The sequence below is a fragment of the Aureimonas endophytica genome (assembly GCF_014642635.1).
In the GTDB taxonomy this organism is placed as follows: domain Bacteria; phylum Pseudomonadota; class Alphaproteobacteria; order Rhizobiales; family Rhizobiaceae; genus Plantimonas; species Plantimonas endophytica.
Genome location: NZ_BMIQ01000014.1, coordinates 38,186 through 59,826, shown reverse-complemented (window position 1 = coordinate 59,826; position 21,641 = coordinate 38,186). Strand labels below are relative to the sequence as shown.

General features: G+C 62.6%; 18 protein-coding genes. 8 read left to right on the top strand and 10 right to left on the bottom strand.

Annotation, left to right across the window (positions count from 1 at the left end):
- Positions 1 to 319: hypothetical protein (locus IEY14_RS25040; RefSeq protein ID WP_188913478.1), on the top strand; the 319-nt coding region annotated here is incomplete at its 5' end.
- Between the two features lie 377 nt (positions 320 to 696).
- Here IEY14_RS25040 and IEY14_RS25035 read toward each other — a convergent pair.
- Both IEY14_RS25035 and IEY14_RS25030 read right to left on the bottom strand, forming a co-directional pair.
- Complete coding sequence (locus tag IEY14_RS25035; protein ID WP_188913476.1) at positions 697 to 1,779, bottom strand: DUF4384 domain-containing protein; 1,083 nt, start codon at positions 1,777 to 1,779, stop codon at positions 697 to 699.
- 96 nt (positions 1,780 to 1,875) lie between these two features.
- On the bottom strand, positions 1,876 to 2,358 hold the full coding sequence (locus tag IEY14_RS25030; protein ID WP_188913474.1) for a DUF4384 domain-containing protein: 483 nt from the start codon (positions 2,356 to 2,358) through the stop codon (positions 1,876 to 1,878).
- A 356-nt stretch (positions 2,359 to 2,714) separates the two neighbouring features.
- Here IEY14_RS25030 and IEY14_RS25025 point away from each other — a divergent pair, with 356 nt between their 5' ends.
- The 3 genes from IEY14_RS25025 (at position 2,715) to IEY14_RS25015 (ending at position 4,298) form a co-directional block, all read left to right on the top strand.
- The gene (locus IEY14_RS25025) at positions 2,715 to 3,317 is read left to right on the top strand and encodes a hypothetical protein (protein WP_188913472.1); all 603 of its coding nucleotides are present in this window, start codon (positions 2,715 to 2,717) and stop codon (positions 3,315 to 3,317) included.
- A gap of 195 nt (positions 3,318 to 3,512) precedes the next feature.
- Entirely contained in the window at positions 3,513 to 3,875 is a 363-nt protein-coding gene (locus IEY14_RS25020; protein ID WP_210318585.1) for a hypothetical protein, read from the top strand.
- A 126-nt stretch (positions 3,876 to 4,001) separates the two neighbouring features.
- Positions 4,002 to 4,298, top strand: a complete 297-nt coding sequence (locus IEY14_RS25015) for a hypothetical protein (RefSeq protein ID WP_188913470.1) — start codon at positions 4,002 to 4,004, stop codon at positions 4,296 to 4,298.
- A gap of 58 nt (positions 4,299 to 4,356) precedes the next feature.
- Here IEY14_RS25015 and IEY14_RS25010 read toward each other — a convergent pair whose 3' ends face one another.
- The 7 genes from IEY14_RS25010 to IEY14_RS24980 all read right to left on the bottom strand — a co-directional run bounded on the left by IEY14_RS25010 (position 4,357) and on the right by IEY14_RS24980 (position 16,340).
- Positions 4,357 to 7,491: a CHAT domain-containing tetratricopeptide repeat protein gene (locus IEY14_RS25010; RefSeq protein WP_210318584.1), complete on the bottom strand. Its 3,135-nt coding sequence runs from the start codon at positions 7,489 to 7,491 to the stop codon at positions 4,357 to 4,359.
- Between the two features lie 152 nt (positions 7,492 to 7,643).
- Positions 7,644 to 10,838 carry a FecR domain-containing protein gene (locus tag IEY14_RS25005; protein WP_188913468.1) on the bottom strand — a complete coding sequence of 1,065 codons (3,195 nt, stop codon included), beginning with the start codon at positions 10,836 to 10,838 and terminating at the stop codon, positions 7,644 to 7,646.
- Between the two features lie 104 nt (positions 10,839 to 10,942).
- Positions 10,943 to 12,304 (bottom strand): surface lipoprotein assembly modifier, encoded by a 1,362-nt coding sequence (locus IEY14_RS25000; RefSeq protein ID WP_188913467.1) that lies wholly within the window; start codon positions 12,302 to 12,304, stop codon positions 10,943 to 10,945.
- A 234-nt stretch (positions 12,305 to 12,538) separates the two neighbouring features.
- Positions 12,539 to 13,027 carry an OmpA family protein gene (locus IEY14_RS24995; protein ID WP_188913466.1) on the bottom strand — a complete coding sequence of 163 codons (489 nt, stop codon included), beginning with the start codon at positions 13,025 to 13,027 and terminating at the stop codon, positions 12,539 to 12,541.
- Between the two features lie 62 nt (positions 13,028 to 13,089).
- Positions 13,090 to 14,763: a caspase family protein gene (locus IEY14_RS24990; RefSeq protein WP_188913465.1), complete on the bottom strand. Its 1,674-nt coding sequence runs from the start codon at positions 14,761 to 14,763 to the stop codon at positions 13,090 to 13,092.
- A 58-nt stretch (positions 14,764 to 14,821) separates the two neighbouring features.
- Positions 14,822 to 15,787 carry an OmpA family protein gene (locus tag IEY14_RS24985; protein ID WP_188913464.1) on the bottom strand — a complete coding sequence of 322 codons (966 nt, stop codon included), beginning with the start codon at positions 15,785 to 15,787 and terminating at the stop codon, positions 14,822 to 14,824.
- Positions 15,788 to 16,094: 307 nt separating this feature from the next.
- Complete coding sequence (locus IEY14_RS24980) at positions 16,095 to 16,340, bottom strand: hypothetical protein (RefSeq protein ID WP_188913463.1); 246 nt, start codon at positions 16,338 to 16,340, stop codon at positions 16,095 to 16,097.
- A 24-nt stretch (positions 16,341 to 16,364) separates the two neighbouring features.
- On the opposite strand from IEY14_RS24980, the gene IEY14_RS24975 reads away from it, so the two are divergent.
- From IEY14_RS24975 to IEY14_RS26220, 4 genes are all read left to right on the top strand, one after another.
- A complete protein-coding gene (locus tag IEY14_RS24975) occupies positions 16,365 to 17,909 on the top strand; it encodes a trypsin-like serine protease (protein ID WP_188913461.1) in 1,545 nt (514 codons plus the stop codon).
- Positions 17,910 to 18,029: 120 nt separating this feature from the next.
- The gene (locus IEY14_RS24970) at positions 18,030 to 19,301 is read left to right on the top strand and encodes a serpin family protein (RefSeq protein WP_188913459.1); all 1,272 of its coding nucleotides are present in this window, start codon (positions 18,030 to 18,032) and stop codon (positions 19,299 to 19,301) included.
- 160 nt (positions 19,302 to 19,461) lie between these two features.
- Positions 19,462 to 19,761, top strand: a complete 300-nt coding sequence (locus IEY14_RS25785; protein ID WP_210318583.1) for a hypothetical protein — start codon at positions 19,462 to 19,464, stop codon at positions 19,759 to 19,761.
- 21 nt (positions 19,762 to 19,782) lie between these two features.
- Positions 19,783 to 19,911: a hypothetical protein gene (locus tag IEY14_RS26220; RefSeq protein WP_280515066.1), complete on the top strand. Its 129-nt coding sequence runs from the start codon at positions 19,783 to 19,785 to the stop codon at positions 19,909 to 19,911.
- Between the two features lie 225 nt (positions 19,912 to 20,136).
- Here the strand turns inward: IEY14_RS26220 and IEY14_RS24965 are convergent, their stop codons facing one another.
- Complete coding sequence (locus tag IEY14_RS24965; protein WP_188913457.1) at positions 20,137 to 21,333, bottom strand: replication initiator protein A; 1,197 nt, start codon at positions 21,331 to 21,333, stop codon at positions 20,137 to 20,139.
- Positions 21,334 to 21,641 lie beyond the last annotated feature (308 nt).

Here is a 21,641-nt window from a genome sequence, read left to right as displayed (position 1 = left end):
GGTCTGCGCGCTGTCCGACGGGCGCTGGTTCGACGAGGAGCTCGGCCGCTGGCGCGACGGCAAGGGTCGGGTCCTGCGCACCAACCTCCCCGCCCCGTCCGATCTCGCGCCCGGCTTCGGGGAGGTCTGGACCAAGGTCGCGATCGCCTGCGCCCACCTGAACCATGACGTGGCGGACAATGCCGGGCACAATCTCGCGGCGCTCTGCCAGCGCTGCCATCTAATCCACGACCGGCCCGAGCACCTGCGCCGCCGCCGCGTCACCTATCTCCTGCGCCGCGCCCTCGGCGATCTCTTCAACGGGCCTTACCGATATTGATGACCAGCGTCCAAGACTTCGACATTCGGCGATGATTTCGATGTCCTCAGGACATTGAGGCCGTCGCGATCGGCCGATCTCCCGCAATCGGTTCGCGTCTCACAGGATCGTCTCTCAGCGAGCCGAGTTCGCCGATGCCGAGGGCAACCGGGCCGGACCGATGGTCGGGACCGTGGCATGCGACGAGACGAGGCGACCGATGTTCTCGCCGTGTCACGGGCCCGAGGATCCGGCTTCAAGCAGAGACGGGTCGCCTTTCACAAAGCGGATCCTTCCCGAATTTGAACCAGTCGACATGGCGAGATCCCGGATGCGGCGCCTGGCACCCGGAACCTCGTCGCCGGCAAGGACCGGCTCGATCGGGGTCGAAACCGCTTTCAGGGAACCACGGTCAGAGCGATCTGGGCGAAGCCGACGGTGCCGGCGGGCTTCTGGGCGATCACCGCGAGATCACGGTCGAAAGCGGACTTCTCCTCCTCGCTCACAGCATCGACGGACGATCTCGCGGCGCCCTGCTGGCGCGCCTCCGCCGTGCAGAGGGCCGTGACCGTCTCCGTTCCCGGCCCCGTCGCCACCACGTCCTGCGGCGCATTCGCGCCGGACAGCATAACCGTCTGACCGGCATTGACCTGGCTCGCCGGCAGGGCTTTCGACGGGAAGATCATCCGGACCTGACCGGACGAGCTCTTCGCCATGACGGTGAGATAACAGGACTTCGTCGGGATCGCCGCGAGGGTGAGACTCTCGCCGACCTTGTAGCTCTGCCGATCGGTGGTCAGCAGCAGGGGAAAGGTCGCCGGCGCCGCCATCGCGGAAGGCTGCGAGGCGGGCGCAGCCGGTACCACGAGATCGCTGGTCGCGGCCACGGGTCGGGTCGCGATGGTCTTGATGATCTGGTCGGTGGTGGCGACCTTGATCGACGGCCCCCCACTGTTGCCGACCACCGCGAGATTGCGCATCAGACCCTCGACGTCACCGGAGAGGCTCTTGAACGCTCCGCCGCCTTGCAGTTGCGCCTCGGGGACGATCGGCGCGGACGAGGATGTGGCGATGATCTTGATCAGCTCGCCGCCGACCGGTTCCGACACCGTGATGCTCGCCCCGCTCGAGGCGGCGGGGATCTCCAGCACCTCGCCGGCGCGCACCGCATTGTTGCGCTGATAGGCATTGGGAAAGAGCTGCGTGACCTTGCCGGTCGGGCCGATATTGAACACCGTCACATAGGCGTCCTCGTTGGTCTTGACGCCGAGCCGCACCTTCTCCCCGAGGGCGTAGGTCGCGTCGAACCGATCGAGCAGCGTCAGGACCGTCAGGGAGCTCGCGGCGGGCTTTGCCGCAGAGAGGGCCTGGGCCTGGACGACGGAGAGGTCGCGCTCGCTCTGGGCTCTGGCAGGAACGGCGAGCGAGACGGCGAGGAGAGCGGACCCGAGAAGGCAGGCTCGAAAAGCAGAAAGGCGCATGGAAAGGCTCCGAAAAGGACAGGTTGCTCGATCGGCCCGGGCGGCGCCGGGGCTCGACGGTTCAGAGGAGGGAAAGCGGAAAGCAGGCGCCGTCAGTCAGTCGGTGACGCGGATCACCTGGGTCGTGGAGGCCCAGCCCTGCTTCGACTGTGCCGCGAGACGTTCGGCCATGGCGGATCGGAACTGCGCCTCGGTCAGCTGCAGATCCGCCGGCTTGCGGACTGTCGTCCCCTTGAAGAAGCCGCGGGAGAAGCGATCGCGCGTTGCGTAGAAATAGATCGTGTCATCGCCCGCCGGGGCGGAGGCGACGATCCGCAGACCGGAGGGCGGCATGCTGACCGGCTTGCCGGAGGCGAGCCGGATGTTTTCCGCCCAGACCTGGACCTTGCCGGAAGCGCTGGCGACATAGACATGGCCGTAGCTCGGCTGGGAGGCGACGATCGTGAATCGATAGGGCGCGCCGACGGGCAGGACGGTGGAGCCGGAAGGCACGAGCGACACGACCATCCGGGCCTGCCCCGTCGGCGTGACGGGCTTGCCCTGGGCCGTCGGCTTATGGCTCGGCTCCGGAGAGACCACGGTCAGATCCCGTGTCTGAGCCGATGCCCTTTCCTGAGCGGCAACAAGCGCCGCGGCAACCATTCCACAGGCGATTACCTTGCGAGAGAGAGACATTTCCTACCCCTATCAATCCCGAATCACTTGGCACCTGACTACGATGCACAACGTATAGTCCTGTTCTCAGAACGGTTTCCATCAGTGGATGGCAGGATTTTTTGTTGGCGTTGCCAGCGTTGCCGGTCGATATCTGCGAAAATATACTCCGATGTCGGGCCCGTTAAGAGGTGTGGGCTCCTGCGACCGTGTCACGCTCCAATCGCTTTGGAGGGCGGCGGCCGCATACGGGTCTCGCCTTTCATGCACGAAAGATCATCATGATCCCCAACGACATCTTCGAGGATGAGGCGGCTCTCGATGCGGATATCTCCGTGCTGGAAGCCATTCTCTGGTCGCGCGCCGAACTGCCCCGCCGCTTGGCGGAAGCCAGCGAGGATCGCGACGCCGAGTTGCTGACCCGGTTTCAGATCGAGTCGATGTATAATTTCGCGGAGTTCTTCTATCTGCTCCGCGTCCGCCGCATCGAGTCCGTCGAGATGATCCGGCGGCTGGCGGAATATCACAATGAAAGCATTGTCGCTTTGACCCGCGACAAGGAAAAGATGGGCCGCCTGGGACTGCGGCAGGAGCGGTTACTTGATGCGATGTTTTCCGGCGACACCCTGCCCCGGCTGATCCAGACCTGGCAGGACAGGCCGGGCATGATCGACCAATCCAATCTCGCCCGCTTCCTGGTGACGATGATGTCGACGGAGACCTGCCGCAAGCTGACGGTCGACGCGACGCAGGCCGGTTTTCTCACACGCGAGCGCTCGCCCTATGGCGCGGTGCTCGTCGGCTCGACGGGTGTCATGGAGCGCGTCTTCGGCGGCGTGATCCGCGACATGCGTCTTAAGATCCTTGCCTCGGCCGCCGCCTGAGGCGAGGCGCGCCAAGGACCGGCGATCCCGACCCGGCCTCGCCTTTGCCCCGGCATGTCCTGCGAACGGTAGGAACCGTCCGAAGCGAGATGCCCGACGATGGAGACCCGCATGAGCGACCAAGACGTTGCAACCGTTCTTCACCGAACCGCCGGCGACCCGCCGACGCGTCGCCGGATACCGGCTTCCGCCCTCGTGTCCCGCAGCCTGGCACCGGTCGTTCTCGGCCTCCTTATCGGTCTCAACGCGCCAGCCCAGGCCGGCTTTGTCTTCGAGCCACGCCAGCCCCCTTCCTTCACGGCGGCCGAGACGCAGACGATCGCTCGCAACGCTTCGCTCCGGCGCGCGCTCGCCGCCGATCCCTGGCTGGTGCGTGACATTCTCGACGAGCTCGATCGCGCGGCCGCGGATGACGGCAACCAGCCCGAGGCGGGACCCGAGACCGGCAACGGTTCCGAGGCGGATCCCGATCTCGGCCGCCTGGACCGGTCCTCGCCGGAAGCCGCCTATGACCTCTTCATCCTCATGAAGAAGGTCGGCGGCGGCGAGGAGCGATAGGCCTATCGGACGGCTGGCAAGCCTCCAAATCCTTTGCCGGGCCAGCCGCTTCCGCCGCCACCGAACTTGCCGCATCGTCTGTCTCACGGGCTTCGAAGGCAAGCCCAACCCGGAAAGGACAAGACGATGACCAAGACCGTTCTCCTGTCGCTCGCCATCTTCGGTGCGACCTTCGCCACCATGCCGGCCTCGCATGCCGAGGAGGGTATCGATCTGCCGCAGGTCCTCGAACAGATCGATGCCCCCTCGGCCGTGGCCGACGCGTCCGACGAGGACGACCGCCTGATGGTCATCAATGCCAATACCGGCCGCGTCGTCTATGACGACGGCCATGACGACGTGGTCTGCGTGAAGCGCAACAGGGTCGTCGGCTACGACTGGTACGGCCGCGCGCTCTACAAGCGTTCCGTGAAGTGCCATTGAGCCGACCGGCACCTGTCCGGCGATCGCGGGGGCACGCTTCCATGCCCCCGCCGCTCGATCACCGATCCCCGACGATGACGAAGGAGCCCCAGACGCCGGGATGGGCGAGGATCACAGGATCGAGCCCGGCTTCGGAACCGGCCCGGCCCGTGATCATCTCGTCCATCGCGCGGCGCAGGAGTTCGGAGGGGCGTTCCTTCGGTTCCGCCTGGCGCATGGCCATGAAGCCGGTCGTCAGAGGCACCGTCTCGGTGGACATGATCCGCCAATGCGTCACCATCAACGAGCGCGCCCCGGCATAGAAGAAAGCGCGCGTCAGGCCGGACAATCCCGGCGCGCCGGGGCGGCTATCGCGACCCGCAGTATTGCAGGCCGAAAGAACGACCAGATCGCTTCGGATCTTCAGCGAGGCGATTTCCGTCGCCGTCAGGAAACCATCGTCCAGACTGTCGGGATGGTCAGGCATGCTAAGCACCAGCGCCGGCTCGTCGAGGCCTCGTATGTCGTTCGCGAGGAGCCCATGGGTGGCGAAGGCGATCGTGCCGACGCCATCGAGTGGCGCGGCTTTCACATTCGTCTCCGAAGCCTCGCCGCGAACGTAAAGCGAGGCGTCGTCTCCGCCCAGGAGCTTCGCGAAATCCTTCAACTCGATCTCGGTATCGAAGAGATTGTCGAGCTTGATGTCGGTGAGATGCCAATCCAGAATGCCGTCGTCCCGCCGCAGCGATGCATCTTCGCGCGCCGACTTCGGCATGGGCGGCAGGATTGGATTGCCGATGCCGACGAATGATCTCGCATAGCGCGTATCGGTCGGGATCGACCGCAGCGCGACGAAGGAATCCGCCGACGGCATGATGCTAATCGCCAAATGGCGGCCGAAATAATCGAGCGCGGCCCAGTCGCCCTTCCCCGCCTGCCGGCCACCGGCAAAGGGCGAGGCGAGAAGGACGGCGGGCGGCAACGAGGTCATGGCCTGATCCGGCACGAAAATCAGATGGCGGATGCGACGCATGTCCTCGTCGAAGGGCGCGAAGATCGCCGCATAAAGATCAGAGGCGATGCCGGCCTCGTAAGGTGGGATGGAGCCATCGAAATCCAAAGATTCACGCAGCTTAGTGACCATCGCGTCGAGGGCCGCCGTCCCGAGTGGCCTTTCGACCCGGCGCGCGCCATAGCGGGTCACATAGAAGAGCTGGGTCGAGTCCCCAAAAGTCAGTTGCAGCAGCAGCGCCTCGTCGTCCTGAAGCGCCGCCTGCACGGCAGAGAGGGAAACTGCCTTCGGTTCAATAAGGGAAACGAAATTCGGATAAGATGCGATAAGCTCCGCATCGATCGCTGCGATTTTGCTATCGAATTCGTCGATCTTGGCCCGCAACTCGGACAATCCTCTCTGCGCCAGACCGCCAGCTTTGTCGGTCGCCATGTTGGAGAGGAGCCGATCGCTTGCCTTCCGTTCAACGCCCAGCGCCTGGCGACGTCCAATCAAATCGCTAAGCCGTAAATCATCAGTTTGAAGCCGAGCCGAAGCGCCGTTGATTGCCCGGCTCGTCTGCGTGGTGGTCGGGAGTTGCGCTGCAGAGAACATACGATCGAGGAGAGTGCCGTCTCCTCCCGGCACCGCTTCCACCGCCTGCGCTGCTTGGAGATAGGTCTCGACATCCTGGCGCACGCCCTCACTCTCGAACTCGGAGGACTGGCTCAGCGTGTTGCCGAGTCTGCGAAGACGCATCTCCTGCTTAGCAATTTCCTCCTCCATGATTCGCAGCCCTTCGGGCGCATGACCAGTTTGCACCGCAATCTCGGCTAGGATTCTGCGGCTACGCCAAAGATTATGGACGCCTAAAGAGCCGAGATCGGTCACAAGCGCGTCCGCCTGTTTGGCGAATTCAGTTGCCTTGCTTAGATCATTCTGGCGAATAGCAATCTCGGCGAGATTATTCAGAAGGGGAATTACCTCGGCCGGGGTGTAGTAGGGATCGGATTGCATGATCCGCAATCCTTCCAACAAGGTCGCCTTGGCTTGATTAATACTTCCAGCATCAAGGAGCGTGTTGCCGTAAATAATGACGGCGATCCCTAGCGAATAGGATGAGACATCGGGCTTCGCTCGCAAGCGATCTACCGCTGATTGGGCCAGAGCAATCGCGTCGTCATGACGTCCGGTTACCGATAGAAGCCGCGCCTTCTCGGGCAAAGCCAGAGCATAGGCGACACTCTCTGTACCTGATTGGCGCTGGAAGATGGTCAGGGCGATATCGAAGTTTTGCGCGCTGCGATCGAGATCGCCGATCTCCCGATAAGCAAGAGCCAAACGCATATGGACTTGGCCGACAAGAAAATGATCTGGTCCGAGCAATGGCTCGTAGAGAACCATCAGGCGTAGGCAAATCTCGATGACCTCGGCATATTCGCCCCGCAAGAGGCGCATGCCGCTCGTCTCGAAAAGAAGATCGCCATAAGCCTGCGTCTCGGTGAGATCACGCCGAGTAAGGTCTTCCATAGCCAGGGAAAGGCTTGAGAGAGCCTTGGCATAGTTCGCCTTCTTTGCATCCAGCCGAGCACGTAGGATGACGGGCCGTTGCCCTAGCATGTCGGCGATGGCGGGATTGCGAGCGATATTATCCTCGATCTCGCTCAGGAGCAGAGCGGCCCTGCCGAGGTCGCGTTCGGCCAGCGCGCCGGTGGCTTGGTCGAGGCGGATCGAAAGCTGAACAGCGAGCGGCGCCTTATCGGCCAGCGCATAGGCATCGTCCAGCGCTGCGGCTGCTTCCCGATACCGGCCGAGCGCCATCAGCACCCCGCCGGTCTCCTGCCGAAGAACCCGTCTTTGGTCGACATCGACACCGCGCGGCATCGCCTTTTCGGCGTCGAGAAAGGCCTTCAGTGCCTTTTCCTGGGAGTCGAGTCCTCGCCACAGACGCCCGATGCGGAACAGCGCGGCGGCGCGATGGTCGCCGTTGTCCCAATCCGCGAGCCGGGCGGCGGGATCGGCCGCCTCCATGGCCTTGCGGGCTTCGGACCATCGCCGCGCCTTGAGCTGGAAGTCGGCACGGTCGGTCAGGGCCAGAGCATAGACCCAATGCGAGCGTGCCCGTGCCTTGGCGAAAACGCCAAGAGCCTGCTCCGAAAGTTCCAGCGCGCGGGAAAGGTCACCCGCATCGCCAGCCTCACGCGCGGCGATCTCCAGGGTCATGCCGCGCTGGAGCAGGTTCCGATCCAGAGCGAGCGCCGGAATAGAAATCTGCATGAGAACAAGGAGGAGCGAGATGCTTGCCCCTCCTCTCCCGAACGCCGCGACGAGACGCCGTGCGATCCCCATGCGAGCCCCGGTCTTGAGCTGCTGCGTCAGTGGCCGTCCGCCGCGAAGGTGCCGACTGCGACGTAGTTCTGGGCATTGTCAATCTGGAAGGCGCCAACGAGCCCATGAGGACGCCCGCCTGCATCCTGTCCGCCGACAAACTGCCCTTTCATCTGACCGGCATAGACTCCGGCTCCAAGGCCATTTGAACCGACCTCCGCGATGCTGTTCGCATAGCGGCCGTTCTGCTCAGCCGAACTGGTTCCGGCATAGCTGCGTCCGTCGAACTGGACGCCGACATTGCCCCTCCGCGTGCCGAAATCGAATGTATCTCGGAAGGAGCCGGCGGTCGTATAGGTGCTGGAGCCGTTGCTGATATTGCCGAGGAGATGGCCGTCATAGGTGACGGTGCCGGTCGCGCCGGAGCGGATTTCCGTTGGGGTGCCAGTGGCGAAGCTGCCAAGCGAGACATGGCGCCGGCTTCCGTCTGTCGTCTTCGTGTCACCGAAGAAGAAGCCCCACTTGGCATATTTGTAGTTGGTGTTGCCGTCGTAGCCGATCGCCGCGAGGCCCGTCTTGCCCCCCGACTTGATACCATCCTTCACCAGATCGCCGGAAACGAAAGCGAGATCTTTGCTTTTGTCAGCGCGGTCGGTGCGCAGCGCAAATCTTTGATCGCTGACATAGGCGCTATTGCCGCTATTGCTGATATCTCCGAGCAGAACGGAGGCTGGCGCCCCATCGTAGGTTAGGGCGGCAGAAACGAGATTTCTGCTTCCATCGAAAGCGAGATTGGTCAGATTGGGCGTGGCGCTCAAAGATGCAAAATTCGCCAGTCCGACAGTTGGTGTTCCCTCTGTTTCGACGATGCCCGCCGCATAACCGATCCCGCCGGTCGTACCCGCGAGTTTTCGCTCGTAGGCCGTATCCGTATTGGGGACGGCGGTGGCCAACCTCAGGATACCGTAAGTGCTCGAATTACTAGCGACTCCGTCGAGCGCTGTTTCTGTTCCTCCGACCATGGGCGGCAAGGATGGATTTGCGGCATCATCGAAGCGCTGGCCGTAGTTTTCGAGCACGATATAGCCGGCGCGTCCCGTCTGTGAGCTGCCATTGGCATCCGTGATGGCTGGATTGCCGCCGCCCGCTGCCGTGCTGAAGACGTCGCCACCAAAGGCAACGGATGCTTGGCCCTGGGCGAGTTTGGTGCTGCCGGTTGTATGCGCGGTGACGATCGCATCCACTGCAGGGGCCGTTCCAGCCGCCCCTGTGGTCCATCGATAGTTCAGATTTCCGATAGTCGTAGAAATAGTTGATGCCGTCAGGCGATTGCCTTCGACCTTCCCACCGAAATCGGCCTGCAACAACACGCTATCGATTGCGAAGGGCGTTGTGGTGTTCGATGGATTGACGACATAGAGCCCTGTATCTGATAAGCTAAGGTCTGATGCCGTCTCAGGCCGAGCGAAAGCGCGTGTGCCAGCGACGGCTGGAAGTGATAGGAACCCATTTTCATCCAGAGCAAATTCACCTGAAAGACCTGCAGAAATATAGAAGCGATTAACATTTTGTGTGCTGAAGGCGCCCGTCGGCTCTGTCCAGCGATCAACAGCTGCATCCAAATCTCCCGAAGCATAGAAGTAAGACGAACCATCTATAAATTTCACAGGTTCAAAAGAATACGTTGTTTGGGAAGTTTGCGTGCCCCTCTGGTAGACCCCACCTGTGAACTGAGCGGCAATAAAGTTGTCTTTATCTCGCAAAAACGATTTGCCGTTGAGTGCAAGCTTGGTTGCTCTCGCGTCATAAATTCCAACCGAGTCTGGTAGGCTTGAAGAATATATTCCAGAGCTTAATATTCTTCCGTCAGTAGAAAACCTCGAGCGTTCGAGTATTTCTTGAACTGATTGCCCATTATTATCGAATGGGCTGGCATATAGGTTGTGGTAGACACTCAGCCCAGTTTTATAAAGCGGATGATGCATTTCATTAAAAATTGAATCGCTATTCCAAAACGAATTTAGTCCGATCCCAAAAGCTATCAGGCTTCGTGAACCAAAAGCGCTGGTGCTGCTGAGGCCCGAAGTAGATCCGTTGTCATCTTCTATTCCTAAGAAAAATTTATTGAGTATGCCCACTCCATATTGAAACCTCTCGCTGCTGGAAGCCTCAGTACGGTATGGAGCCCTTAAAGAAGAAATTCTCTCCAGAAATGAACCAGAAGAAGAATAAGAAAAACTAGAATTTGGATATAATTTATTAGTATTTGTGTTTGAATTTCTGATTTCAGGATCGTCATAAGATCCGCTCTTAGAGCCTTGAGAAATAATAACCCCTCCAAGTACGGGTTCACCCCCAGGGAAGGCGTTCCCAGCTATGTAGAGAGCTTCTGTAGTATAAGAAGAACTAGAATTTGATGTCGTGTTAGATATGCCGCTTTCTGAAAATAGCTTGCCTGAAAGGGAGACGAGTTGCCTTTCACTGCTAATAGGGCCACCCCCAATAGGTCTGATAACCCCGTTCGTTTCAGGGTCGTTCTCGATAGAGTCCAAGCCGGCTACGAGGAAGCCGCCTGCGACGGGACGCTTCTTCGACGGGGTTTTACTGGCCAAAACGGCTCGCTTCGGCGACTTGGCCGACGAGGAGGAACCGCCGCCGCTGCGGCTCGGCGCGCTACGTGTCACGATGCCGGGGTTGAGTGTGGCGAGGTCGGCATAGAGTGCATCGCCGTTCATCTTACTTGGCGCCTGTCCCGAACTCACTTCGAAGCCAGGCCGGTAGACCCGCTGCGACTTGCCGCCGGCGGTGAAGGTGAAGCCCTTTCCGTTGAGAAGATGGGCGCGCGTCTTGCCGCCAGAGGCCGAAACGAAGGCGGTGCCGGCATCCAGCGACAGCGTGCCCTTCTCCGTCGCGACCACGATCGGCTTCGTGTCGTTCCACTTGCCGCCGGCAACGCGCAGCGACCCGCCGGAGAGGTTGAGCTTCAGCCCGTTCGCCGCATCGAACCGGTCGATCGTCACGCTTGCCCCGGCTGAGAGCGTCAGCGCCGTGCCGTCGGCGAGCATGACCTGCACCACCTCGCCGGGCTTGGCCTCGATCCGGCGGCCCGTGACCGTCGCTTCCTTGATGCTGACGAGTTGCAGGGCGCCGGTGGCCGCCTTCGCCTCGGGTGACGTTCCAGCGAGCGCCAGGAGCGGCAGCACGACCGAGGTCAGGAGAATGGTGCGAATGGGTGTCGTCATGGCGGCCGGTCCCCTGTTCTTGGTCTTTTCAATCGCAGCGATGCCGGCTCCAGGCCGGCTTGGTCGAGATGTGGCCGCGCCGATGGCAGGCGCGACCGAGGGCGTCAGAACTTCACCGCGAGACCCAACGAGGTCGCGAAGTTGTCGTAGTCGTAAAGGTCGTAATTGGAGATCGAGCGCGTGTAGCGGACGTCGCCGACCAATGCGAGATTGGTCCGGAACGGCATCTGCAGCGACAGGCCGATATCGTAGCGGTCGTCGTTCTGCGCCTCCCGCAGGCTGAAGACCCGGTCCGGCGCGTCATAGTCGAGATTGCGATAGCCGCCGGACAGCGTCCCGGTCCAGGCGGGCGTGTCGAAGCCGAAGGGATTGGCGAAGCCCTGGACGACGCTGGCCCGTATGCCCTTCTGCCAGTAGCTTTCGGACTCCGCCCGGGCATCGACGCGGCCGACGAGAAGGTTGGCCTGCAGGAGAAGCGAGGGCGAGACGGCGTAGGACAGGCCGGGCGCCGCGTCGTAGGACCAGCCGTCCTTGCGATCGTTGACCGGATAGAGCGAGGTTTCCTGATAGTCGAGATAGCGGGCCGACACGTCGCCGGTGAAGCCGAAGCCGCCGCCGATCGGCCCCGACACCGAGAGGCCGAGACCGGTATCGCTCTGGTAGAAGTTCTGATCCCGGTAGACGAGGGCCCCCGAAACATAGGGCCGGGCGATCCAGTTCGCCTCCCCCTCGCCGCCGAAGACCAGCGACGGACCAAGGTCGACATTCAGGATATCGAGATTGAGATCGGTGCGCTTGAAATATTTCGAGGTGGAATACCCGAGATTGGCGACAATGCTGCTGCCCGATTGCAGGCCGAGATCGTAGGCGATGCGCGAGCGGGCGTTGAAGACGGCGGAAATATCTTCCTGTCCCTTCGAGGACGGATCGATCGTGCCGATCAGAGGCGTATTGTTGCTGCCGATGAAACCGATCGAGGAATTCTTGGTCGCGCCATTGGCATTGGTCTCGTAGCGCAGGCCCGCATAGACGTCGCCCGTGACGCTCCAGGGCCGGGACTGAACCGAGGCGAGATCGGCATATTCCTTGGCTCTCGCCCGCACGTCGGCGGGGGCGGCCGGGTCGCTCAGCGCCTCGTCGATGAAGCGCTTGGCGATCGCCGGCGAGCCGGCGCGCAGGTAGAGGACGCCGAGTTCCAGCTTGATGTTCGACAGGGTGGGATCAATCAGAAGCACGCTTTCGAGCGCTGCGATGGCGGCGCGGACATTGCCGGACTGGGTGGCCGCCTCGGCGAGCTCGAAGGACATGGCGGGATTGCCCATGTCGCCCTGGACGCCTGCCAGAGCACGGTCGTAACGCGACTGCGCATCGGTCGCGGAGCCGGCTTCCGCCGCCGGCTGGAGGACGCCGCTCGTCTGCGCTCGAACCTCCCGATCGCACAGGCCGAAAGCGGCGATCGCAAGCATGAAGCCACAATACAACTTGTGCCTGACGATCATCACGAAGGGTCTCCGGCGGCGTTCGCCTGGGTCTGCAATGGCTGTAACAGAGCCGTGAGCTCTCTCAGCGTCAAGCGAGGAAAGAAAGTGGAACACGGCTGATCCGGCCGAGATTCCGTAACTGTTGCGGCTCGATCACGCTGGATTTGCACTTTATTTCAAGCATTCACCCGTTCGGGTGATGTGATTTCCGTAGAGATATCAGCGGCGAAGATTCGCCTCGACCCGCCGGTTGATAGGATCAAAGGCATCGGGGGTGCGCGGCATGGTCGAGCCGAACCCCTCGGTACTGAGCCGCGTGCTCGCGACGCCGCGCTCGGCGAGATAGGCGGCGACGGCCTCGGCCCGCCGGATACTGAGGGCGAGGTTGCCGGAGGCGGAGCCGCGCGCGTCGGTATGTCCGGCGATAAGGAAGCGCTCGGCGGCGAGACGGGGATCCTCGAGCGCCAGGGCGAACTGATCGAGATTTTCCTTGGCCTGCGGCGAGAGGCGATCGGAACCGAGGGCGAAGGTGATCACGAGATCGAAGCCGGGCTTCGCCGGACAGGCGCTCCCGCTGGGACAGGCCGCATCCGAACGGCGGACGCCGCGTCGGACCATCACCGGCCCCTGCCCTTCGAACCGGGCCATGACATCGGCTGCGGTATAGGCGGGGTCGGCTCTGGCGGGACGCTCGGTCCCAGAAAGCATCAGAGCACCGGCGCCGAGCATCAAGGCCGAGGCCAGTCGTACGGCTCGGGTCACCATGGGTCTCATGTCCTCGGAGCGGTGAAGAGGCCCTGCGTCGCCAAGCGCATGCCCTCGGTTTCCGACGCCCTGATCGCCGCGACAGCTTCGAGGGCGGCCTTCTTGCCGTCGAGAGCCTTGATCGCCTCGATCAATGGATCGAGCGGCAGCCTGTCGGCGACGAGCACGAAGAGGTCGCCACCGAAGGGCGCCTGGACGTTGATGTCGTCGAAGGGCGTCCGGTCCCCGGCAAAGGTCGTGGGATCGCTGCGGCCGACATCGGGATACAGGAACTGGACGGTGCCATTGCCCGCGATGTTGAACAGGACATAGTGGAGCGCGTCCCGTGAGCCGGTATCGGCGGTGACGCCGACGCGCTCGCTCTCGCGATAGAGCCGGTCCGGTCGCTCGCCCGTCAGACGCAGTTCAAGCGGGTGGGTGCGCGACAGATCGATCAGATCCCGTCGCGCCAGTTCGCGAGCGGCGAGCCCTGCGAGATCCGCCTCGCCGATCTCGGTCGCGATCTCATCGCCCAGAGGCGAGATGACGCGGCCCGTCGCCGGGGTCCAGATGTAGTCGGCCTCCTCGCGCGTGCCGGCGCGGCGGATGCCGAAACCCGCCATGGGCGGCAAGGTTTCGAGATCGGGGCCCACACCATCGACGAAGATCCGCACGAGACGGGGCGCGGTCTCGACCGGCAGCGCTTCCGTCTGTGGCGGACTCGGGCCGTCGTCCTTCAGCGAAAAGACCGTGGCGCGACTACCCTCCCCACCATAGGAGGGCTGCAATTCCGGCAACTGGCGGTGCTGGCTGATCTGCCGGACGTTGGAGCCGACGAAGCGATAGAGCTCGTCCCGCGTGATCTTGCCATCGCCGTCCATGTCGCCCTGACCTTCGAGCGCCCGCGCGACGGAGTAGGAAAGCGCGCCCCGGCGGGTCGATGATCCGGGCGGAATGGCGAATTCGGGGGCGAGGCTCTTGCGATCGACGGCGGCGAGGAAGGTCACATTCGGCATCGCCTTGAACTGGGAGAATTCTGTATCGGTATCGGGAGGCAGGCGGACCAGGGTCTCGTCCAGCGGATCATCGCCATCGGCCGGGGTGGGAAAGGCTGGGATGGCGCGAACCGTTTGTGCCGCAGCGCCCCGAGCCGGCGCGCGGGTCATGCCGCCGGAATAGCAGCTGTCGGCGACGAAGAGCACCTGCGCGCCCTTGTCGTTCAAGCGCTTCAGCCAGACCCGCATCTCGCGTCCGAGCACTCGTTCGCCGAAGCCTTTCACCGCCGCCGGCGAAACCTCGCGGCCACTCGGCGGTACAAAACCGACGAACAGAAAGGACTGGTAGGTGTCGCCTTCCTTCACGTCGTCGGGATGGCGCTTGCCCCAGCGCTCGCTGGTGCCGTGACCGGCGAAGCTGACGAGGACGATGTCGCCCGGGTGCACGCGATCCGTCAGCCCCTCCATGGCGCCGACGAAGCCGGCGCGAGTGGCGTCCTTGTCCAGAAGGAGCGTCAGGTCGCCGATGCCCCGGCGCCTCATGACCTCATAGAGATCCCGCGCGTCGTTCGTCGCGCCCTTGAGAGCGCGCAGGTCCGTATAGTCGTCGATGCCGACGATCAGAGCGCGCGTTTCGGCCGAGGCCGGTTGCGACAGCAGCGCCAGGAGCAGAAGGCCAGCCCGCCAGAACAATGCGGACCCCATCTTTCCTTCGCTGCGTTTCGCGGTCCTCTGACGGCGCGAGGAGCGGAGGGCCGACACGCTATTCGCCCCAAGTGAACTCGACGCGGCGATCGAGCCGGTCGATCTCGTCGGGCGTGTAGAGCGAGGGATCCGACAATTCGCGGGGGACCGATCCTCGACCCTGGGCGGTGATCGTCGTCTGGCGGACCGATGCGCCCAGTTCCTGGCGTAGGAAAGCCTTCACCGCATCGGCACGCCGACGGGACAGCGCGAGATTGTAGTCCTTCGCGCCCTTTCTGTCGGTATAGCCGACGACCTGGATGCGGACGGGCTTGCGGGCCTTGAAGAGTTCGACGATTTCCTCGGCCGCCTTGCGGCCCACCTCGTCGAAGGCATCGGAGTCGAAGACGAAGGTGATCGGCGCCGGCACCTTCTCCGCCGCGAGGCCACGGTCGAAGGTCGGGCTGTAGACACCCGCGAAGGTGCCGTCGCGCTTGTCGACAAGCGCGGCGACGAATGCACCGGCCTGGCCATCCGGCGTCGGATTGGCGGCCAGCATGCGCATCTCGTCGGCGCTGCGCAGCAGGAACTGCGCCGTCTTATGCTGCGTCTCGCGCATTTTCTGCTCCGGCTCCTCCGCCGTGGCGGCGGCCAGGAGATCGATCGCCTCCTGGAAGCTGACGGCCGCCTCGCGATATTGCCGCGCCTCGCGCTCGAGGCTCGCCAGGCGCCAGGAAGCTTCCCAGCTGACGTGATAGCCTGCCGCCGTCTCGACCAGGGCCCGATAATCGGACCGGCGCGCCTCGACCGTTTCGATCTTCGCCGCCGCGCGGATATAGGCGGCGGCGACGGCGCCCTGCGCGCTGCGAATATAGGCGGCGCCGCAGGGATCGAGCGCCCCGATTTGACGCTGGGCATCGTCGAGCTTTCCAGCTTTCAGCATGTTCTGCAGGTCGAGCAATGCGGCACGACACTCGTCGGCATGCGAGGGTGTCGCAGCGAGGGTCGTGAAAAGGGCCAGGATCGCGACGACCGGGCGGATCATCTGGAAATCTCCCAAGATTTTGAGCATAGACGGTTGCCTGCCGAAACGGAGCATCCCGACTCGGCCAGCAGCCATGCCGCTCTTTACTGGGGATGATCATTCGCAAAACCGCGTCCTGGCGTCTACCGACTTCGAGGAAGAGGGCCGTCAAACCGATTGGAGGCCGAGGGGACGCTCGAACCAAGAGAGCCGTTTCTCGCATCTCGGCTTTAGCTCCCTGGCCAAAAAATATATTCTGAACATTTACTGAGTATAAAATTAAAAATAATGCCATATCTCGGCATTATGAACAAAAATCCTCGATATTTCACAGATGAAAATTTTGGGTTTTTGTGGAAATAACCGCTAAACACCAACGGTATTGACGATAAAAATCTGTCATTCCGTCATAGAATATTTCTGGAACTGTCGTTTTCACATCAATACCCCGATAGAGATCAAAGCCGGATCGCGTTTCGGCACCCTTGCCGGCGGCAAGCGGTTCCTGTCTTATCTCGCCATCACGATGCTTTCGGCACCTCGATCTGCCGTTAGGTTCGCTCTCGTCTTCCATCCATCCACTGCCAGAGACATCGCCATGAAACCGGAACGTTCGATGGTCTGCCCCACCGGTCGGATGCCCAACGCCGGCAGCAGAGCCATGCTGATCGCACTTGCCCTGACGCTCTTGGCTCCCACCGTGCTTCGCGCCGAGGAACAGTCCACCCGCGGCCTCGGTCGGACCACCAGTTCGGCGGCGACGGAGGCCGCGACAGAAGAGGTTTCGGATCTCTTCCAAAACCTCCTGGCGAATGACGACAACCGCATCGTTGGCGGCAGCAAAGCCAAGCCCGGTCAGTGGAAGAGCATGGTCGCGATCATGGTCAAGGGGCCGAACCTGAAGACGACCAGCATCTGCGGCGGCACGATCATCGACAAGCAATGGGTGCTGACGGCGGCCCATTGTGTCGCCGGGATGGAGGATGCGCTGGCCAAGTTGAAGGGCGCGCGCTTCTTCGTCCGCGGCGGAGTCAGCAACCTCTCCAGGAAGGGTTTCGACATCGAGATCGACCGCTCGCTGCGGCATGACAGCTATACGCGGCTGGAGCAGCACAACGATGTCGGCCTCCTGCATCTGGCGACGTCGGCGAATGCGCCAGTCCAGCCCTTGATCGGCGAGGGGCTCCATCCGAGACTCGTCGCCCCACCCCATATGGCAACCGTCATCGGCTACGGGGCAACCTCCTGGGAGGGCGACGGGTCGCCGGATCTCCTGCAGCTCGACGTTCCCATCGTGGCGACGCAGCAATGTACCGAAGCCTACGGCACCAAGATCGACGGCTCGAATTTCTGCGCCGGCTTCCCCGAAGGGGGCCGCGACTCCTGTCAGGGCGACAGCGGCGGTCCGCTCTACCTTCCGGACCCGGATGGCGGCCCGATGGTGCAGGCCGGCATCGTCAGCTTCGGCCGGGGCTGCGCCGAAGCTAAATATCCCGGCGTCTATGCCTCCGTCGCCAAATTCCAGGGTTGGATCCTTAAGCACGTGCCCAATGCGCGTTTCATCGAGCCGAAACCGCAGGGCGAGAGTCCGGTGGTGGCAGCGAGCAAGCCGCTCGTGACCGGCGCGCCCGTTCCGCAGAAACCGAGCGAACTGGCGCAGCTGACGATCGATATCGCCCAGGGCACCAAGGTCCGGCTCGACAGCTATATCGATGTTCGGGTCGTGTCGTCGGTGCCGGGAAACCTCGCCTTGTTCAATACCGACAGCGATGGTCGATCCTACCAGATCTTTCCGACCAATAAGATGCCGAGCAAGAATGGGGACGGTTCGCGCGCTCATGTCGAGGCCGGCGAGACCGTTTTGATCCCTTCTCCTGAAATGCGCGATGCCGGTTATCGCTTCAGGGTGACGCCGCCGACCGGTCGTAACTGGCTGACGGCCCTGGTCGTGCCGGAACGGGTGAAGGCCGACGATCTTCTCGGGCGTTATGCCGATGGCGCGACGATCGACGGCAAGGATCTGACCAGACTTATCGACGATCTGATCCAGCGGGAGAAGGAAACGCGCGACCTGACGGCGCAGGCAATTCCCCCCGCTACCGATCGTGCCCGCGCTGTTCTGGAATACCGGATCAACCGGTAGTCCCGCCTCGATCGACGTTCCGCCCGGCCTTGCATTCTGGCTTCGAGGACGCCGGGATCCCGGCCTCTCCCGGTATCTTCGCCCTTCAGAAAGGCGCCCTTTCGCGCCCCGGAGTTCGACATGCGCGCTCATCCCTGGTCGCGACCGCTCATGCTGGCAGCGGTGCTGATGATGGCCATTCCGATCGGCCTCGCCGAGGCGGGAGTGAGCGAGCCTCCAGCTCTCGAGACGTCCTGTTCGGAACGCGCGGGGCCGATGGCAGCCCTCCTTCCCGCCTTCCGGCCGATCGCGACCGCACAGGTGTCGTTGTCTCTGCGGCTGCTGGACCTTGCATTCCGCAAGGCGGGAACGATCCGGACGGACGCGTCCGGATCGCATCCCACCGCGACGCTGGCGCCGGCAAGCCTCGCGGCCGTTCTGTCCGCCTTGGAGATCGGCGCCGACAAACCGATGAAAGCTGCCATCCTCCGGACTTTGGCGACGGGCACCGAGGCCTTTTCGATCAATGATCTGCGCGCGGCCTTCCGCCTGCAGAGCCTTCGGCGGAACAAGGGACCGCTCCATCAGGCCGAAGCGCTCTTCGTCGACGAGGCCATCGATCTGCGGCCCGGGATCGCCGATCGTGTCCGTGCTGATCTCGGCATTCCCGTCGAGCGCGTGGCTTTCGCGGGAAACGGGATCGCGACGATCAATGATTTCGTGTCCGAGGCGACGCGGGGGCGCATTCCCGCGATCCTTGATGGCAGCGCCAGGAATGCCGGCCTCGTCGCGATCAACGCCCTTTCCTTCAAGGACTGCTGGCAGCTTGCCTTCGATCCGGCCGAAACTCGCTCTCGTCCGTTCCGCAGTTTGAAAGCGACGAGCGAAGTCCCGATGATGCATGCTTCCGAAATGGAGCTGCGCCTTGCCCACCAGGGCGAGCTCGTGGCGGCGGAACTGCCCTATCGATCGGGCGACTATGTGCTGACGCTCGTTACCACGACCGACAAGCCCGCCGCGCTTGCACGCTTCACGCGAAACGACGAGGTTGCGAAACTGCTCGCCGGCGCCTTCAAGTCGCAGGCGGTCGACCTCTCGCTCCCGACCTTTCAGGCCGCCAACGACCAGGACCTCCTGCCGCATCTGAGGGCGCTCGGTCTCAAGCGTGGCCTCGGTTCGCCGACATCGCTCGCAGGCTTCGCCGAAGATCTCGCGCTCTCGCAAATCCAGCAGAAGACGATGATCGACGTCAACGAGGCCGGAACTGAAGCAGCGGCGGCGACCGCCGGAATGGCTTCCAGGGCGGCGGACACGAAGCCGATGCCTCTGGCCTTCGATCGTCCTTTCCTGTTCCTTCTGCGCCATGCCGCAACGGGTCTTGTCATCATGGCGGGCTTCTACGCCGAACCCTGATCGGCGATGGCACACCACCCGCCTCGACGGCCCATTCCGCAGAGCGCGATGATGAAGTTGGGACAGAGCCGTTTCGGGCATCACCTCACGGATCTGAACTCTCGCCGCTTCCATCGTTCCTTGCTCCACAGATCGCCATAAATCACGCTGGAGCGGCGTTATGGGTTCATGGGTGAAAGGCCGTGCGGTCCTTAGTTTTCGCTCTGGCGGCCATTTATGGCGACGTGAGACGAGTCACCTAGCGATCACGCCGACCAATCTCGGCTTCGTTTTCGTCGCGACCATTGGTCAGCGGCTATCGATGGGTCTCAACCCTGCCTTCGATGCGAGCCATTCGTTACCTGTGCGTTTCTCCGCTGAAACGCACCATTTTTCCTTCTTGGATTTTTGTCAAAAAACCCGCTGTCAAGCGTTTTTGGGTGTTTTTCTAGTTTTAACCGTGGTTTTTAATAAGTTTTAGAAAAAAAACCTGAAGAAAATCATGGGCTTATTGGCCGTTTTTGGAATGATGTACGGTTTTGACGGAATGATGTACGGTTTTGACGGAATGATGTACGGCGTTGACGGAATGATGTACGGTTTTTTCGGCAGTGATGTACGGTCGCTCTGACAAAAATCCCGGACTTTTCCACAGGCCCCGACTCGGCGATTTTCTGTCCCCGTTTTGTCAAAGCGGCGCGGACTGAAGTACGGCATTTTGGCAGAGGCTTTTCCTTCTCCCATCAGGCGTTTTTGTCAAAAACCCGCGGATCGAAGTACGGCGTTTTGACAAAGGCGTGGGGATAGATCGCGGGCGTTTTTGTCAAAACGCCTCGGATCGATGTACGGGTTTTTGTCAGAGGAGCGTCGTCGGCGCCGTCTTGCGGTGCTGCATGAACAGCACCTGACCCCGGTCGCCCTTGCGCAGTTCGAGATCGTAATCGGGCAGCGGGTCGTTCTTGGAGGCCAGCACCAGCTGTTCCAGCGCCAGGGTGAACTTGTGCGGCGGCAGTTTCGAGCCGCTGCGATAGCGCAGGTCCTCGACGCGGTAGAAGGCCTCCCCCTCCCCCGCCGCCTTGCGCGCCAGGCGATAGATGAACTTCGCCAGCGGCCGCGCGATGAGGAAATAGTCCGGGTTGAGCGTCAGGATCGAGGGCTTGCCGTTCGGCGTCACCACCCCGTCATAGACCCATTGCGGGATCTCGATCTCCACTTGGTCGACCTTGTCCTGCAGCGTGCGCGAGACGACCTTGAAGCGGCCGATCAGCGGAAAGGCCTCGGTCTCGCGCCGCTTGCCGTCGCTGAGATTGGTGATCTTGATGCGCGTCGCCTGCAGCCGGTCGAGCGCCTTCTCGAGCTCCAGATATTGCTTGCCGCCGAGATCGCGCCGGCAGAATTTCAGGAGATCGGCGGCGGCGGGGCCGTAGACCCGCGCCGGCAGGCTCGGCCGCAGACCCTTCTTGCGCGCGATGTGGAAGTCGCGCATCTCGGCCGCCAGATGCGACACCATGTTGATGAAGATGTCGTAGTCATAGGCCGTGGCGAGCCCGACCTCGGCGCCGCCCTCGATGGTGACGATGCTGTCCTTCAGCTCGTAGCGCAGCACCCCGCCCCGCACCGTCTTCGACAGCGAGAAGGGCGCGATGTCCATGAGGTTCAGATCGTCCTTCACCGGCGCGTCGTGGACGGCGGGCACGAAGAAGGCAAGCTGATCGTCGTCGATCGGCGCGGCCCGCGTCATGGCGCGCGGCTGGCTCGGCGTCTCGTGGACGATCGCCTTCTTCACCTCGCCGAGATGGATCGCCTCGGCCAGCCCGGCCAGGGCCGCCCGCATCGTCTCGGTCTCGATCGCCTCGAGCTTCAGATCGGCGAAGCTGCGGCGCGAATAGAAGCGGCGCAGCCGGCTGAGCGCCTCCTTGTCGAGCGGCGCCGGCGCCTCGCCCCGCGCGGTCTGGATCTCCTTGGCGACGCTCTGCAGATAGGCGTTCTTCTCGTGGAGCGAGAGGGCGGCGAAGGCTTCGCGCGTCAGAAGATCGAGCTTGTGGCGACTCATGGCGCGAGCATGCCTGGAATTGCCCGTCAACAGAAGAGGCGGGCGCCAGGCTCGGGGAAGAGGGACGCGAGCGCGCCGTAAATACGATACGCCGTAAAATCGTAATCACGGTGATGCGGCGATCAGGTCGGTTCGCTGGCGGACTGATCCTCCGAGCCTTTTCGGTCGGGGCCGGAGGACGCGTCCGGGCGCTGCCCTATGGCGACGAGCAGGACCGGTCATTTCAGCTGCGCGGCGACATCATGCCAGAATGGCGTGGTGCCGGGCCGTAAAAACGCCTTGCCGCCGATACGGTCTTGCGGCAGCAC